A 14,776-nucleotide genomic window follows, 5' to 3' on the forward strand; every position below is an offset into this window, starting at 1 on the left:
CAAACACCCAGAGAAATGATCCACCTTAACCTGAACGAAAACGCATTTGGTCCGTCACCCAAGGTCGAAGTTGCTTTGAGAGATGAACTACAGCGCCTCTCTCGTTACGCTGATGCGACGGCTGCCCACGCATTCGCAGAACAGATTGCAGCTTACGAACGCGTACCCGTGGAACAAGTGGTGTTAGGAGAGATCCTTGGAGAACTCGGTCTCTACTTCGGAAGCGAGAAAGGTTCTGGCGGTGAATTCCTATACTCAACACCCGGATACCTTGCGCTTATCAATGCCGCTGCACGGGTCGGGGGAGTTGGAGTAGGCGTGCCTCTGAACGAAAAGTATGAAAACGATTTGCCGGCATTGGCGGCAAAGGTCAACGACAAGACGCGAGCCCTCTACCTGATTAACCCCCACAATCCTACGGGCACCATAAGCGAGGACAGTGCATTCAAGAAGTTTCTTCACGACGTTTCACAACGTACCCCAGTTATCGTTGACGAAGCTTACCTTGAATACACTCCAGACTTTGAAACCCGCTCCGCCGTGTCTTTGACTCGGGATGGCGCGAATGTCCTCGTCTTTCGCACCTTCGATAAGATTCACGGACTTGCTGGACTTCCCATCGGCTACACACTTGTTCCGCGCGAGCTTGCCGCCACTCTGCGCAAACAGGGAATCGGGGATGCGGAATCTCTCGGACGCCTTAATATAGCCGCCGCCTCAGCCGCGCTTGCAGACACATCCCACGTCCGCCAGATTCGATCCATAACCATTGATGAACGAGGCAAATGGATCTCTACGCTGGATGAACTTAAGTTGCCGCATGCAAACTCTCATACCAATTTCATCTTTTTCAATTCGGGTCATCCGCAATCTGAAGTCGCAGCTGCAATGCGTGTCCGCAGAGTTGATATTGGCAGGAGTTTTCCTTCCTATTCCAATTGGGCGCGTATCACGATCGGAAAAGTCGATGAAAATTCTTTTGCTCAACAGCAGCTACGTCAGGTGCTGAATGAGCTATCGTCGCGCTCCTGAGATCTACCCTTGCAGCAGGGTCTCGCTATCGCTGCCGATCAGCTCACGTCGCCTACTGGCAGCGCGTCTACACTATAAGTGCGGCCGACGCCGCCGGACCTCTCCTTCGATCCGGTCCGCCCCCAGGACGCCTGAGGATCGCCCACGATGCAGCAGCCTCTCCACACCGGAGTTTCCACTGCGACCGCTCCGCGCTTCTATATCACCGGCCGCCAGACGCTCAGTCCTGGCGCCATTCTGCTGGCTATCGTAGCCGCCGTCGGTGCGCTCTTCTCGGTCCTCTATGCACTGGCTCACAACGGACATACTCAACTCACCTCCGGCGTAGGCCGTTCCGCCAGCGCCGCAACGGCGGCTGCCTCGGCTGCCGATGAGAAAGACGATCCATCCCAGATCGACACCATCGTACTCGGCGATCCCGCCGACGCTCCTGTGCCCGCTCGGCGTGGAGATCACGTCAGCCCCGTTCATCCCACGATCCTCGTTCGTCTGCCCCGGTTCGGCGACCAGGTGGGCCTCATCCCCGACACGCCTGCGGGCCGCCTGCTCTATGCCTGGCTCGCCGCCTTCAACCAGGCAAGCTATTCTGAGCTCGGCGACGCTTTGCCGAATGTCGCACTCGCCGCCGCTGCGGCTGCACAAATTGAACTACGGCAGCAGACCGGAGGCTTCAATCTGCTTTCTGCTAAAGAGGTCCAGCCCGGCGTCCTCGTGTTCCGACTCCGCGACCAGACCCCCTTGCGGACTGAGGTGCTTGGCACGCTCCAGGTGCGTCCAGAATCGAGCCCTGCCGCCATCGCGAGCTTCAGCATGCGCGTCGTGGGTCAACCGGAACATTGAAGGCGAACCGTAGGTCGCAACGTAGCCGAGCGAAGATAACGATTCCAGTACATCAATCGTGAGTCAGCGAGAGATCGAGCACGCGGAGTGATTACCGTAATCGACATGGACTGAGGCACCTCTAGGAGCAGCGCATTGGTCTTCGATCCAGCATTCGATCATAGGGAACACAGCCGCTGTCTCCGGAGACGTTGACGATATCGGTAGCAGAGCTCAGATCCATCTTGATCGATAGGGGAGCGTTGAGCGGAAGATGTACCTCGAGAGACTTTTTCGCGAAGCCAGGAGCACTTGAAGTAAGAGTGTAGTTCCCGCTGCGCAGATGGATCGTTGCGGCGACATCGCTGTTGATGATGCCGGTTGCCACGGTGAGCCCACAACGAGCCTCGATCTCCTGCCCGGTCTACGACTGCCCCAGTTGGATCGGTAACCTGAATCGTAAGGTCAGCGAAGGAAGCCGACGGCGACACAGAACACGCGGAGTCTAGCGCGTGATTTGGGTCACCGTAGCCGAAAGCGTCGGCTCCGGAAACAACAAATCTTAAGAGAACCGTCGTGCAGCAAAGGAAAAGCCGCGTGGAGAAAAGATCTGATTCATTTGTCGTTCGCTTTTAAGACGTACGTCTGCGGCTGCGCTAAGGAGGCGCACTGGCGAAAGTAAGCAGGTCATTTTTGGTCCGAAGAGACTAATTAGTAGTAAATCAGACGATGCCTCTGGTGGCAGCTTCTAGATTCATCTATAGCTGAGGCGAGGTTACGAATTACGGGCTTATTCGACAAGGATCTCGCAGGCTGCGCGCAACCAAATGGCAACCGCTTTGGCCCCTGGATCGGGATGGCCGAGCACGCGATCGCCTAGATAACTGGACCGGCCTACCCGTGGTTTCATCGTGGCTGTTGCCTCGGCGCCGCGCTCCGCGGCTTCGACCGCGTTCATGATTGTTTTGCCGAAATTGTCTCCATTCACACTCTCCTTCAATGCCTTCACTAAGGGATCGAGCGCATCCAGCATGGACCGATCGCCCGACTTTGCGCCACCAAGTTCGCTTATGGCTCGGCAGCCCTGATCGAGCGAGTCGGCCCAGTTCGCTAATCCGGTTGCGCCTGCGCTCTCCAGAACACTGCCGCAACGCAGGAAAAACACTCCGTACAGCGGTCCTGAAGATCCACCCAATTCACGTTGGAGAGTATGACCAAGCGCTTTGAGCGTAGCCGGAGCTTCGTCCAAAGGATACGACCCCACCGTGTTTTGCACGGCCCTGGCTGCGCGCTCCATGCTAATACCCAGGTCGCCGTCGCCCGTTACGCGATCCATCTCCGTGAGTTCGACTTTGGCGGCGATCAGCGCCTGGCATGCGGCGTCGATGGCCCGCTCTGTTTTTCTGCCGTTCTCCGATTGCGCGCCGATGCCGGTCGGCGAGTTCACCTTTGCATCGACCAACGTGGCGATTCGCGATTCCGGGTTGCCCGGCCTTTGTCTCAGGGCGTTTGGCCACGCAGGGGCCGAAGTCGCCGCATCGAGCCAACGCTGCCGCTCATCGTTTACCCCGAGAACGGAGATCGAGATCCCAGCCATGTCGAGTGATGAGAGGAACGTTCCAGCATATATTCGCTCCACCGTAAAACCTTTGTCTTCGAGGAAAGGTAATGCGTGGCGAGCCACGATCGCCAGCTCCATCTCTGTGACTGCTCCTAAATTGTTGAGCATCACAGCCACGCGCTTTTCGTCGCCAAACTTTCCGTGCTTCAGAATTGTGGTCAGCAATGTCTCCGTCAGTTTGTCGGCTGGCTGTAGTTCCGTCCGTGTTGCTCCAGGTTCTCCATGAATCCCGAGACCGAGCTCCATCTCGCGCTCACCGAGCTGAAAGCTTGGCTTTCCGACCGTGGGTGAGGTTCCCGCCGAAAACGAAACACCCATGGTCGCCAGAGACCCAACCGCTTCTCTTCCCACTCTTGCTAATTCAGTCAGACTCTTGCCCTCATCCGCGGCAGCTCCCATCAACTTGTGGATGAAAATAGTCCCAGCGAGACCGCGCGCGCCCGTGGCCTGTTCTATTCCTTTCAATGCGACGTCATCGTCCACGATGACCATATCAACCGAAATACCTTCAGAACGCGCCATCTCGGCGGCCAGACCGAAGTTCAGCCTATCGCCAGTGTAGTTTTTGACCACCAGCAACACCCCGGATTTTGTTGCGACCGCCTTGATAGCCGCAAAAACAGAATCAGCGCTTGGAGATGTGAAGACTTCTCCGACCACCGCAGCGCTGAGCATGCCTTCGCCGATGTAGCCTGCATGAGCCGGCTCATGGCCGCTGCCTCCTCCGGAGATCACCGAAACCTGTCGGTCAGCGGCTTGCCCTTTATTCGCGCGGACTAGAACTTTGTGCCCCAAGAGAGCGGCAGAGCCTGGATGAAGCACCATCAGCCCTTGCAGCATTTCCTGCACGACGTCTTCGGGGCGGTTAATAAACTTTTTCATCACGAAGACAATTTATCGCGTTGAGTAGAGTTCAGCCGAACTGTTGGGAATGGCCTAAGCTGCCCAGGACTGAGGACGCAGGAAGGAATCGAAAGCGACGACGTGCGTAATCATTAGTATTGGTAGCCGAGGAGCGAAAAAATAACCTTTAGGGCATGGATTTGGTGCTATGATTTGCATCTTCAAATAAGGGAGACTCCGAACTGGTGGCAAAATCTTGATGTCCAGGAGAAAGCGCTGTGACGCCAGAATCGAACTCCCAATTTACATCTTTGCCGTTTCCTAACACCATTGCTGTACAGCTGCTCCTCCAAGAAAGGTCAGCTGAGGCCCCTGAACTTCGGGACTAGTGTGTAACCGCTACAGGATGCACTGTCGCAAGAGTTTTTAGCGCGGCGAGACAAGGCAGAAGCACGTACCTCAATAGCGAAATTGCTCCAGTTCTCTGGAGGATCAGAATGTACGCACGATCTAAGGTTCGGAGTCTCCTTTACTTCAGGGTGGACAAGCTGGGTGTAGGTGACTTGCCGGATAAACCGAAGCTCAGTGCCAGTGTTGCTGCAATCGTGGCATGTTTGATGCTGCTCTTCGGGATCGTCGGTTGCGAGAAGAAGGAAGTTGCACCACCTCCAATGCCTCCGGAGGTTGAAGTCATCAACGTAGTGCAACAGAATGTTCCGAACTATCAGGTGTGGGTAGCGCAGCTGAACGGTCAGGTAAACGCGGATATCACCCCGAAGGTGCAGGGTTATCTTTTGAAGCGCGCCTATACCGAGGGATTCTTCGTTCACAAAGGTCAATTGCTCTACGAGATCGATCCTCGTCCTTTTGTTGCGGCGCTTGACGAAGCAAAAGCGCAGGTGGCGGTTGCTGTGGCGCAGCGGACTGAGGCGGAAAACAATGTTACCCGGGATCGTCCACTTGCCGAGCAGCACGCGATACCGCAGAAGCAGCTGGATACGGATATCTCCACGCTCGCGGCCAACGTAGCTCAGGTGAATGCTGCGCAGGCAAGCATGGTTCAGGCTGAGTTGAACCTGGCCTGGACGAAGGTGTCGTCCCCGATCAACGGCTTGGCCGGTACTTCTAACTCGAACGTTGGCGACCTTGTAGGAACCACAACCAAGATGACGACCGTGTCGGATATCAATCCGATCCGGGCATACTTCAACATCAGTGAGAGCGACTATCTTGCGAGAGCGCGGTTGATCTCGCAGGCGGTCCGCGGCGGCAAAGCACAAGGACCGTCCTTTCCGGTTGAGTTCATCCAGGCAAATGGAACTCCCTTCCCGGCGAAGGGCAAGATCATGCTGGTCAGTCGAGAGATTGCATCGCAGACGGGCACGATTCAGCTTGCAGCGGACTTTCCGAACAAGGATGGCATACTTCGGCCCGGTGGCTTCGGAAATGTTCGCATTGAAACTGGAGTGACCAAAGACGCATTGCTGGTTCCACAGGCGGCCGTCATCGAAGTGCAATCGATGTATCAAGTGGTTGTCGTCAGTCCGGAGAATAAAGCGATGTTTCGACCGGTGAAAGTGGGAGATCGCGTTGGAACCAACTGGATCATCAAGGAGGGGTTGAAGCCTGGAGAGAAGGTGATCGTGCAGGGCTTCATGAAGGTGCGGGAAGGTACGCCTGTCAGTGCTAAACCATATGTCGTTGCGTCGCTGCCCGAGGGCAACTGACTATGTCGAATTTTTTTATCAACCGGCCGATCGTGGCGATTGTTATTTCGATCCTGATGGTCCTTGCTGGCGTTGTCTCGATGTTGAGCCTGCCCACCGCCCAGTTTCCAAACATTGCCGACCCGCAGATCCAGGTTATCGGCAACTACACGGGCGCGGATGCCCAGACTGTCGCACAATCTGTGGCGACGCCTATCGAACAGCAGATGTCCGGCGTCGACAACATGAACTATATGTATTCGCTGAACGCCAGCAACGGGCAGATGTCGTTGACGGTGGATTTCAACATCGACACCGTCGCAAGCACCGATCAGATTCTGACCCAGATGCGTGCCTCGCAGGCGAACTCGCAGTTGCCAAGCGCTGTGTTAAATCAAGGCATCACGGTTCAGAAGTCGACTGCGGCGCCGTTGATGCTGATCGATCTCAGCTCCCCCAATAACAGTTATGACAATATCTTTCTCGCGAACTACGCCACGATCAATTTGAACGATGCACTGACGAGGGTGCCGGGTGTCGCTTCGGTATCAGTGTTTGGTGCTGGTCAGTACGCAATGAGGTGCTGGGTCGATCCAGACAAACTGGCGAGCCTGAAGATTACTGTTCCAGAGATTATCAATGCGATTCAAGCTCAGAACAATGTGAACCCCGCGGGCCAGATTGGCGGTAATCCCGCTCCTGCGGGACAACAGTTTACCTACACGGTACGGGCACCCGGGCGCCTCCCTTCCGCGGAGGAGTTCGGTCAGATCATCGTGCGAGCGAGATCGGGTGAAGGCATACTGCGCTTGAAGGATGTGGCGCGAGTGGAGTTGGGAGCGCAGAACTACAACATGATTGGCCGCTTGAACGGCAAGCCCGCTGCGCTGATCGCGATCTACCAGGCTCCTGGGGCAAACGCGGTTGCGACTGCTGCCGGAGTTCGGGCGTTGATGTTGGAATCGAAGACCCGCTTTCCTCAGGATCTCGATTATGTGGTGGCACTCGACACGACCCTCTCAGTCACCGCCGGGATCAAGGAGATCGAACACACGCTCTTCGAAGCTCTGGCACTCGTCATTATCGTGGTCTATATCTTCCTGCAGGGGTGGAGAGCTACGCTGATTCCACTGCTCGCGGTTCCGGTATCGCTTATCGGAACGTTCATGATCTTTCCGCTGCTGGGTTTTTCAATCAACACGCTTTCACTGTTCGGGCTCGTGCTGGCGATCGGGCTGGTGGTCGATGATGCGATTGTCGTTGTCGAAGCTGTAGAGCATCACATCGAAGCCGGCATGACTCCGCATGACGCGACCATCAAGGCCATGGAAGAAGTCGGCGGCCCTGTAGTTGCGATTGCTTTGATATTAAGCGCCGTCTTTGTGCCGACCGCGTTTATTCCCGGAATCACTGGACGACTCTACCAACAATTTGCCGTGACCATCGCAGTGTCCGTCGCATTCTCGGCGTTTAATGCGTTGACACTGAGTCCGGCTCTTTCGGCCATGCTGCTTCGACCAAAGAAAGAATCTCGTGGCCCGCTGGGAGCTTTCTTTCGCGGTTTCAATCGCATCTTCGGCAGAGTGACGGATGGATACGTTGGCGCTTGCAGACACCTCATCCACAAAGCGGGATTCGCCTTTCTGCTGTTGCTGGTATTTGTCGTCGGTGCCGGATATTTTGGAAACAAGACGCCGGGAGGCTTTCTTCCTGATGAAGATCAGGGTTATATGTTCGGCGGTTTGCAACTGCCGAACGCATCGTCACTCGAACGTACTTCGAACGCGTCGAAGGTAGTCGAAAAGATCATGATGGAGACGCCGGGCGTGAAGTATGTCAGCTCCGTTATCGGCTACAGCATGCTGAGCGGCGTGAATACCACGTACAGCTCATTCTTCTTTGTCTCTTTCAAGGATTGGGAGGAACGCAAAACTCCGGCAGAGAGCTACGCCGGAATCAAGCGACACTTGATGGGTGCCCTCTCCAGAGTGACAGCGGGAGTCGCTTTCGCCTTTCCACCCCCAGCCATCCCGGGCGTGGGAACATCAGGTGGATTCACGTTTGTGCTCGAAGATCGATCTGGCAGCCCAATTGAATTCCTGGCAAAAAATACGGAAGTGTTTATGGCGGAGGCGCGCAAACGCCCGGAGTTAGCTGGAGTGATGACCACTGCGCTGTTCGGAGTGCCTCAGGTGGGAATTACCGTCGACCAGGAGAAGGTGCTGACTCAACAGGTAAGCCTGGCGAACGTCTACCAGACCCTACAGACGTTTATGGGCGGATCGCTGGTGAACTACTTCAACCGATTCGGCCGACAGTGGCAGGTTTACGTACAGGCAGAGAGCAACTATCGAACTTCGGTGGACAATCTCGGCAAATTTTATGTGACTAACGCCACTGGACAGATGGTGCCATTGAGTACGTTGACGGGAAATGGCCCACGGAGCGGGCCAGAGTTCGTTATGAAGTACAACCAGTTTCAATGCGTTCAGATCAATGGTTCTGCTGCCCCTGGATATAGTTCGTCGGAAGCGATTGCGGCGCTGCAGGATGTATTCAAGAAGACGATGCCAAATCAGATGGGCTTCGACTATCTCGGCATGTCATATCAAGAGGTCAAGGCCGCACAGGGAGTCAAACCGATCGTGGTCTTTGGGCTTTCCTTCTTTATTGTGTTTCTGATTATGGCTGCGCAGTATGAGAGCTGGACGCTCCCGCTGAGCGTTTTGCTGGGCGTTCCGATCGCAGTCTTTGGCGCGTTTGCCGCACTCTACTTGCGACGGCTCGACAACAACGTTTATGCGCAGATCGGCCTCGTGATGCTCATCGGTTTGTCTGCCAAGAACGCTATTCTCATCGTTGAGTTCGCCAAGTCGGAATACGAGGGTGGCCAATCGTTGATCGATGCTGCGCTCTCCGGCGCTAAGCTGAGGCTTCGGCCAATTTTGATGACTGCGTTTGCGTTTATTCTTGGGTGCGTTCCCTTGTGGCGAGCTTCGGGCGCAGGCGCTATCTCGAGACAGGTACTTGGCACGGTGGTCATTGGCGGGATGCTGGCAGCTTCACTGCTTGCGATTTTCTTCATCCCCGTTAGCTTCGATGTGGTTGAACGCTTCGGCAATCTCTTCGGCAAGAAGGAGGAGCCGGAGATCAAGACAGAGTCTACTTCGAAGGGGCCTATCACATGATCGGCACGAGAAAATTCGCGGCCGTCCTTGCGTCGATACTTTTTTTATTGAACGGTTGCAAGGTAGGGCCAAACTACAAACGTCCAGTAGTGGTGACGCCTGATCAATACCGAGGCGTCGCGCCCGACCTGCCCGGTCAACCTCCCGTGCAGCCATTTGCGGAGATGCAATGGGAGACGGTCTTCCAGGACGAAGCGCTCCGAGCACTCATTAAGGAAGCCCTAACCAACAACTACGACATGCTGATTGCTGCCTCTCGCATTCTTCAGGCGCAGGCAGTGGTGGGGATAACACGCGCCAACCAGTTGCCCAATGTCTCTGGCTCAGGCGGCGTGGATTATCAGCGCAACGCCTTCGCCCTCAATGGGCCGACCGTGGATTCGTTGGGCATTTCGCTCAACTACATCGTGGACTTCTGGGGCAAATATCGCCGTGCCACCGAAGCCGCTCGCGCACAGTTGCTCGCAACCACCTATGGCCGCGATGTAGTCCAGACGACTTTGATCTCTAGCATAGCTACTGCCTACTTCGCGCTACGGCAATTTGATTATCAATTGGACTTTTCCCAGAGAAACGTCGCTGCTGACACCGACATCGTGCGCATCAACACCGTCAAATACACGGGCGGCGACAGCGCCATTACCGATGTGTATCAGGCTGACCTGCTGTTGCAACAGGCCCAGGCTCAGGTGATCAGTGCCCAACAGTCGATCGCTCAAACTGAAAACCAGATCAGCATTCTTCTGGGACGCAACCCAGGACCGATCGCTCGCGGCATAGCTCTGGTCGATCAACCTCATCTGGCCACTGTTCCGACCGGGATTCCCTCGGCCCTACTTGAGCGTCGGCCCGATGTCCGGCAGAGTGAAGAACTACTGGTCGCGGCAAATGCCAACGTTGGGGTGGCCAAGGCGGCTTTTTTCCCACAGATATCGTTGACGGGTCAGTTTGGAGCGCAGAGCACGGCTCTGACGAGCTTCCTCCAAGGGCCTGCGACGGTGTGGTCGTTGGGTGGAGAGGTGCTCCAGCCGTTATACGCTGGCGGTGCGATCACGAGTGCTTACAAACTCGCCTGGGCACAGCGCAACGAATCAGAATTGACCTATAAACAGACGGTACTGAATGCGTTTGGCGATGTAGCCAATAGTCTGGTGGGATATAACCAGGCACGCCTTTTTCGGATGAAGATCGAAGAGCAGACGAACACCTACCAGGAGACTGCGCGTCTTGCGAACGTACGATTTTCAGGTGGAGTGACAAGCTTCCTTGAAGTGCTTGTTACGCAACAGCAGTTTTTCACTTCGGAGTTGTCGTTGGCAGCTGCCTGGAATACTGAGATGCAAAACTACGTCCAGCTGTATCAGGCATTGGGCGGAGGCTGGCAGCCGTAGCTCCTATTGCGCGCTGTTACGCATCTCGCGAGCGGTGTAGAGCGCTTGGATCAGCGTCGCAGCCAGCGCGGTCCAACCCGTCTGATGGGAGGCACCGAGACCGCGCCCCGTATCGCCATCGAAGTACTCGCTGAATAGGATCAGATCTTTCCAGTACGGGTCAGTAGCGTAACGTTCCTCTCGGCCATGGCTCGGGCGGTGGCCATCCTTTCCGGGGAGGAAGAGATTCACCAGCCGTCGTGCAATGTCCTCGGCAATCTCGATCAGCGTCCGCTGCTGCCCGCTACCGGTGGGGTATTCGAGCTTGAAATCATCGCCATAGACTAGCGAATAACGCTGCAACGCATTAATCAACAGCATGTTCATAGGGAACCATACGGGGCCGCGCCAGTTACTGTTGCCGCCGAACATACCGCTGTCTCCTTCCGCAGGCGTGTAGCGAACTCTGAGGCGTTGTCCCTCAAGCTCTACTTCGAACGGATTGTCATGATGATGTCTTGACAGTGCGCGTATCCCGTGAGGGGAAAGAAACTCTGACTCATCGAGAACACGCTGTAGAACACGTTGAAATCGGTCGCGAGGTGCTATGGCAATCCACTCCGAACCATTGACTTTTTCGTTGCCGCATTTGGCGGTACTGACGTACTCCGAGAGTTCTTCCTTATTGGTTAAAAACCACTTCTTGCGTTTCTCGAAGTCCTTCAACCCCGCTATCGTGTCGCGCTGCATAATGCAAACGGCGAAGAGTGGGGCGATGCCAACCATGGAACGCACCTTCAGCGATATGCTGCGCCCGTCGTCGTGATCTAACTTATCGAAATAGAATCCCTCTTCTTCGTCCCACAGACCGGAGCCCCCAACAGAATTGATCGCGTCGATGACAGCGATGTAATGCTCGAAAAACTTGCTGGCAATGTCTTCGTAAGCCTTTGAGCGGTGATGGGCAAGCTCGAGTGAGATCTGCAGCATGACCGCGCAGTACAGGCCCATCCACGCGGTGCCGTCAGCCTGATGCAGGTTTACACCGTCCGGCAGAGCGACGGAACGATCGAAGACACCGATATTGTCGAGCCCTAAGAAACCACCACCGAAGAGGTTCCGTCCCTTTTCATCGTTGCGGTTGACCCACCATGTAAAGTTCAGCATGAGCTTCTGGAAGGCGCGCTCCAGGAAGTCGAGATCGCCGACGCCGTTCTCATCTAACCCTAAGCGATAAACATGCAACACAGCCCATCCGTGAACTGGCGGATTGACGTCGCCAAAGGCGAATTCATACGCGGGCATCTGCCCATTGGGATGCATGTACCACTCGCGTAAGAGGAGGAGAAGCTGATTCTTCGCAAACTCCGGATCGATCCTTGCCATGGGAATCATGTGGAACGCCGTGTCCCACGCAGCGAACCAAGGGTACTCCCACTTATCGGGCATCGAAAGAATGTCTCGGCAGAAGAGGTGACGCCAGTCTTCCGACTTCTTCATCCGCTCTGGCGGAGGCGCGATCTGTGTTGGATCACCGCTCATCCATGTCTCAGCGATGAAGTAATAAAATTGCTTGCACCACAGCAGGCCGGCAAACGCCTGTCGTGAGATGTTGCGCTCCTCTGCTGTAGCTTCCTGCGGGATGCGTTGCGCGTAGAAAAGGTCCGCCTCAGACTTGCGTGTTGCGAAGAGGCTTTCCGCCTGCGCGATGTCGATTCCCGCTGGTTCAATGTAAGCGAAGGTCTCGGTTTTTTTGTCAATTGGCCTGTCACTATCGATGCGTACGAGACGGAAGTAAAGCGTTTGGCTGGCGCCAGGCTGCAGATTGAATCGGTATAGCAGCGCGCACTTTGTGCCATTGCTCTCCTTCACGGCGTTCTGGTCCCCGTGAACAACGTATCGATCGAAGCCGTCTTTGCTGAAATGGTCGGGGCCTTTGTAGTTTGGATCCAGGCGGCGCATATTGCTATCGTTCTCGGTGAAGAGAAGACGCTCGGGCAATATCGCATTTCCGTCCAGAGGTTCGAATCGATAAGCCCCCAAAATTTTATGTTCCGCTTTTACCTGGAAAGGGCCGGTCTGCGAGATGACAGGCTTTGTCTTTCCTGTTGCCTCCAAATTCTTCCACGACCAGTTGTTGCGAAGTGTGAGTTGCGGCATGATCGTGAGTGGCGCCGCCTCCGGTCCACGATTGTGCGCCGTGATTCGTACCAACATATCTTCCGCGTCGGACTTAGCGTACTCGATGAAGACGTCGAAGTAGCGATTGCTGTCGAAGATGCCTGTGTCGAGCAATTCATACTCGGGCATGTCATAGCCCCGCCGCCTGTTTTCTTCACGAAGTTGATCGTAAGGAAAGGCTTTCTGCGGATACTTATAAAGCGCCTTGCAATAGCTATTCGTCGGAACTGCATCCAGATAATAAAACTGCTCTTTAACGTCTTCGCCGTGATTGCCTTCGTTGTTGCCGAGGCCGAAGAGCCGCTCCTTCAGAGTCCGGTCTTGCCCATTCCAGAGCACCGTGCTGAAGCACAAACGACACTGCCGATCTGTCCATCCGAGCAGGCCGTCCTCACCCCAGCGGAAGGCCCTGAACTGCGCCATCTCATACGGAAACGAATTCCATACGTCACCGTTGTAAGAGTAGTCTTCCCGAACAGTGCCCCACTGCCGTTCCGGAAGATAGGTACCCCATCGCTGCCAGTTTTTCGTCCGATCTTTGTTTTCAGCAAGGCGTTGGTCTTCTGCGGTCTTCGGGGCTGTATCGGGCATGATCCATTCTCACTCAAACATAGCCTAACAACAGACTGCACAGCGCACTTAGATCAGCCGTACGGCGACAGTCTAACGCCAAGGACGGTGGCTTAGCGCCAACTTGACGCAGTGGCCGGAGCGCTGCGGAAGCTGGTCATAGGCGCGAATTCATCCTGGTGGATGAATTGTTGATAAGAAAGTGGGTCGTGATTTGACGCGGCTTTGGCGGCGTTCCTATACTTCTCCACGCTCCATAGCCGCTCCAAGGAGGAATTCTATGTTAAAGCGCTCGCTGCCGCTCATTCTCTTGATAGCCGCTGCCGTTCCTGGCGGGTACGCACAAGATGCATGGAAAGGTCATCAACCCACCCTCACTCCACAGCATAGTGGCACAACGCAACTGCTGATCGCCGTCAGTCCGGTGAACTCCCGAGTCGTCTGGGCAGCCGGAACCGGTGGAACGTACGTAGTTACGACCAATGGCGGAGCGACCTGGAGATCCGGTGTCGTGCCGGGCGCCGAAAGTCTGCAATTCCGCGACGTGCAGGGCGTAAGCGATCGAGTCGCTTATCTGATGTCCATCGGGGACAATACCGGCGACTTTCGCATCTACAAGACGGAAGACGCCGGCGCGCACTGGACCATTCAGTTTACGAATAAGACGACGAACGCCTTCTATGACTGCTTCGCGTTCTGGTCGCCGGATCGTGGCATCGCGCACAGCGATTCGGTCAACGGGGTATTCCCCGACATTCGCACCGACAACGGCACAACCTGGCACTCGATCGCCCCCAGAATGCCACCTGCCTTGTCAGGTGAAGCTTCGTTCTCATCCAGTGGAACCTGCATTACGACACAAGGATCGCAGAACGCCTGGATTACTACCGGGGGCTCGAGCATCGCACGGATCCTGGCGACTCGGGATGGCGGCTACACCTGGAATGCCTATGACACACCGCTCGTGAGCAACCCCAATGCTGGTGGCCTCTCGGTAGCGTTCCGCGATCCATGGCATGGCATTGTGGGTGGCGGCGACCTGACCAACGACAGTGCTACCCAGGCCGCAACTTCGAGTGATGGCGGGCAAAAATGGACCCTAACGACCAAACCTCCCATTTCAGGAGCTATCTTCTGTCTCGCCTATGTGCGTGGCGTTGAACCCTACGATGATTGGTGGCATCGCGACGACGCCGGGCACAAACACGACCGAAGCGTGGTGATCACGACAGAGACTCAGCCGAACTTCAGCTCCGGTGCAGCGGCTTGGACTCCCGATGAAGGTCAAACCTGGTACAAACTCCCCGACGTCAGCGGTTACTGGGGTATCGCATTTGCGAATCCGGAAGCCGGATGGTTTGTCGGTAATAACGGCCAGATTCTAAAGATCAGCTTCTAGCGTTCCGAAGCTCGTTCAAGGGTCGGTCAAGAAACCGCGCATGGTCA

9 protein-coding genes are annotated in these 14,776 nt (G+C 55.6%); 6 read left to right on the top strand and 3 right to left on the bottom strand.

Annotation, left to right across the window (positions count from 1 at the left end):
- Positions 1 to 15 precede the first annotated feature (15 nt).
- Together RBB76_RS10980 and RBB76_RS10985 are read left to right on the top strand one after the other, a co-directional pair.
- Positions 16 to 1,032, top strand: a complete 1,017-nt coding sequence (locus RBB76_RS10980) for a pyridoxal phosphate-dependent aminotransferase (RefSeq protein WP_433963567.1) — start codon at positions 16 to 18, stop codon at positions 1,030 to 1,032.
- Between the two features lie 147 nt (positions 1,033 to 1,179).
- The gene (locus RBB76_RS10985) at positions 1,180 to 1,872 is read left to right on the top strand and encodes a hypothetical protein (RefSeq protein WP_429632424.1); all 693 of its coding nucleotides are present in this window, start codon (positions 1,180 to 1,182) and stop codon (positions 1,870 to 1,872) included.
- 121 nt (positions 1,873 to 1,993) lie between these two features.
- On the opposite strand, the gene RBB76_RS10990 is transcribed toward RBB76_RS10985, so the two are convergent.
- Together RBB76_RS10990 and dhaL are read right to left on the bottom strand one after the other, a co-directional pair.
- Entirely contained in the window at positions 1,994 to 2,239 is a 246-nt protein-coding gene (locus tag RBB76_RS10990; protein ID WP_429632426.1) for a hypothetical protein, read from the bottom strand.
- A gap of 402 nt (positions 2,240 to 2,641) precedes the next feature.
- Entirely contained in the window at positions 2,642 to 4,354 is a 1,713-nt protein-coding gene (gene dhaL / locus RBB76_RS10995; protein ID WP_429632428.1) for a dihydroxyacetone kinase subunit DhaL, read from the bottom strand.
- 458 nt (positions 4,355 to 4,812) lie between these two features.
- On the opposite strand from dhaL, the gene RBB76_RS11000 reads away from it, so the two are divergent.
- From RBB76_RS11000 to RBB76_RS11010, 3 genes are read left to right on the top strand one after another with little or no spacing between them, the layout of a single operon-like run.
- Positions 4,813 to 6,042, top strand: a complete 1,230-nt coding sequence (locus tag RBB76_RS11000; protein ID WP_429632431.1) for an efflux RND transporter periplasmic adaptor subunit — start codon at positions 4,813 to 4,815, stop codon at positions 6,040 to 6,042.
- Between the two features lie 2 nt (positions 6,043 to 6,044).
- The gene (locus tag RBB76_RS11005) at positions 6,045 to 9,209 is read left to right on the top strand and encodes an efflux RND transporter permease subunit (protein ID WP_429632434.1); all 3,165 of its coding nucleotides are present in this window, start codon (positions 6,045 to 6,047) and stop codon (positions 9,207 to 9,209) included.
- Complete coding sequence (locus tag RBB76_RS11010) at positions 9,206 to 10,600, top strand: efflux transporter outer membrane subunit (RefSeq protein ID WP_429632437.1); 1,395 nt, start codon at positions 9,206 to 9,208, stop codon at positions 10,598 to 10,600. The genes RBB76_RS11005 and RBB76_RS11010 overlap by 4 nt, the downstream gene beginning before the upstream one ends.
- A gap of 3 nt (positions 10,601 to 10,603) precedes the next feature.
- On the opposite strand, the gene RBB76_RS11015 is transcribed toward RBB76_RS11010, so the two are convergent.
- On the bottom strand, positions 10,604 to 13,351 hold the full coding sequence (locus RBB76_RS11015; RefSeq protein WP_429632440.1) for an MGH1-like glycoside hydrolase domain-containing protein: 2,748 nt from the start codon (positions 13,349 to 13,351) through the stop codon (positions 10,604 to 10,606).
- Between the two features lie 259 nt (positions 13,352 to 13,610).
- Here RBB76_RS11015 and RBB76_RS11020 point away from each other — a divergent pair, with 259 nt between their 5' ends.
- On the top strand, positions 13,611 to 14,729 hold the full coding sequence (locus tag RBB76_RS11020) for a WD40/YVTN/BNR-like repeat-containing protein (RefSeq protein WP_429632443.1): 1,119 nt from the start codon (positions 13,611 to 13,613) through the stop codon (positions 14,727 to 14,729).
- Positions 14,730 to 14,776: the final 47 nt, after the last annotated feature.

The organism is Tunturiibacter psychrotolerans (assembly GCF_051013365.1).
In the GTDB taxonomy this organism is placed as follows: Bacteria; Acidobacteriota; Terriglobia; order Terriglobales; family Acidobacteriaceae; genus Edaphobacter; species Edaphobacter psychrotolerans_A.

Excerpts from the sequence above, each read along its gene's own strand:
- RBB76_RS11010 (WP_429632437.1), top strand. The coding sequence starts at position 9,206 with ATGATCGGCACGAGAAAATTCGCGGCCGTCCTTGCGTCGATACTTTTT.
- RBB76_RS10985 (WP_429632424.1), top strand. The coding sequence starts at position 1,180 with ATGCAGCAGCCTCTCCACACCGGAGTTTCCACTGCGACCGCTCCGCGC.
- RBB76_RS11005 (WP_429632434.1), top strand. The coding sequence starts at position 6,045 with ATGTCGAATTTTTTTATCAACCGGCCGATCGTGGCGATTGTTATTTCG.
- RBB76_RS10980 (WP_433963567.1), top strand. The coding sequence starts at position 16 with ATGATCCACCTTAACCTGAACGAAAACGCATTTGGTCCGTCACCCAAG.
- RBB76_RS11020 (WP_429632443.1), top strand. The coding sequence starts at position 13,611 with ATGTTAAAGCGCTCGCTGCCGCTCATTCTCTTGATAGCCGCTGCCGTT.
- RBB76_RS11000 (WP_429632431.1), top strand. The coding sequence starts at position 4,813 with ATGTACGCACGATCTAAGGTTCGGAGTCTCCTTTACTTCAGGGTGGAC.
- RBB76_RS11015 (WP_429632440.1), bottom strand. The coding sequence starts at position 13,351 with ATGCCCGATACAGCCCCGAAGACCGCAGAAGACCAACGCCTTGCTGAA.
- dhaL (WP_429632428.1), bottom strand. The coding sequence starts at position 4,354 with ATGAAAAAGTTTATTAACCGCCCCGAAGACGTCGTGCAGGAAATGCTG.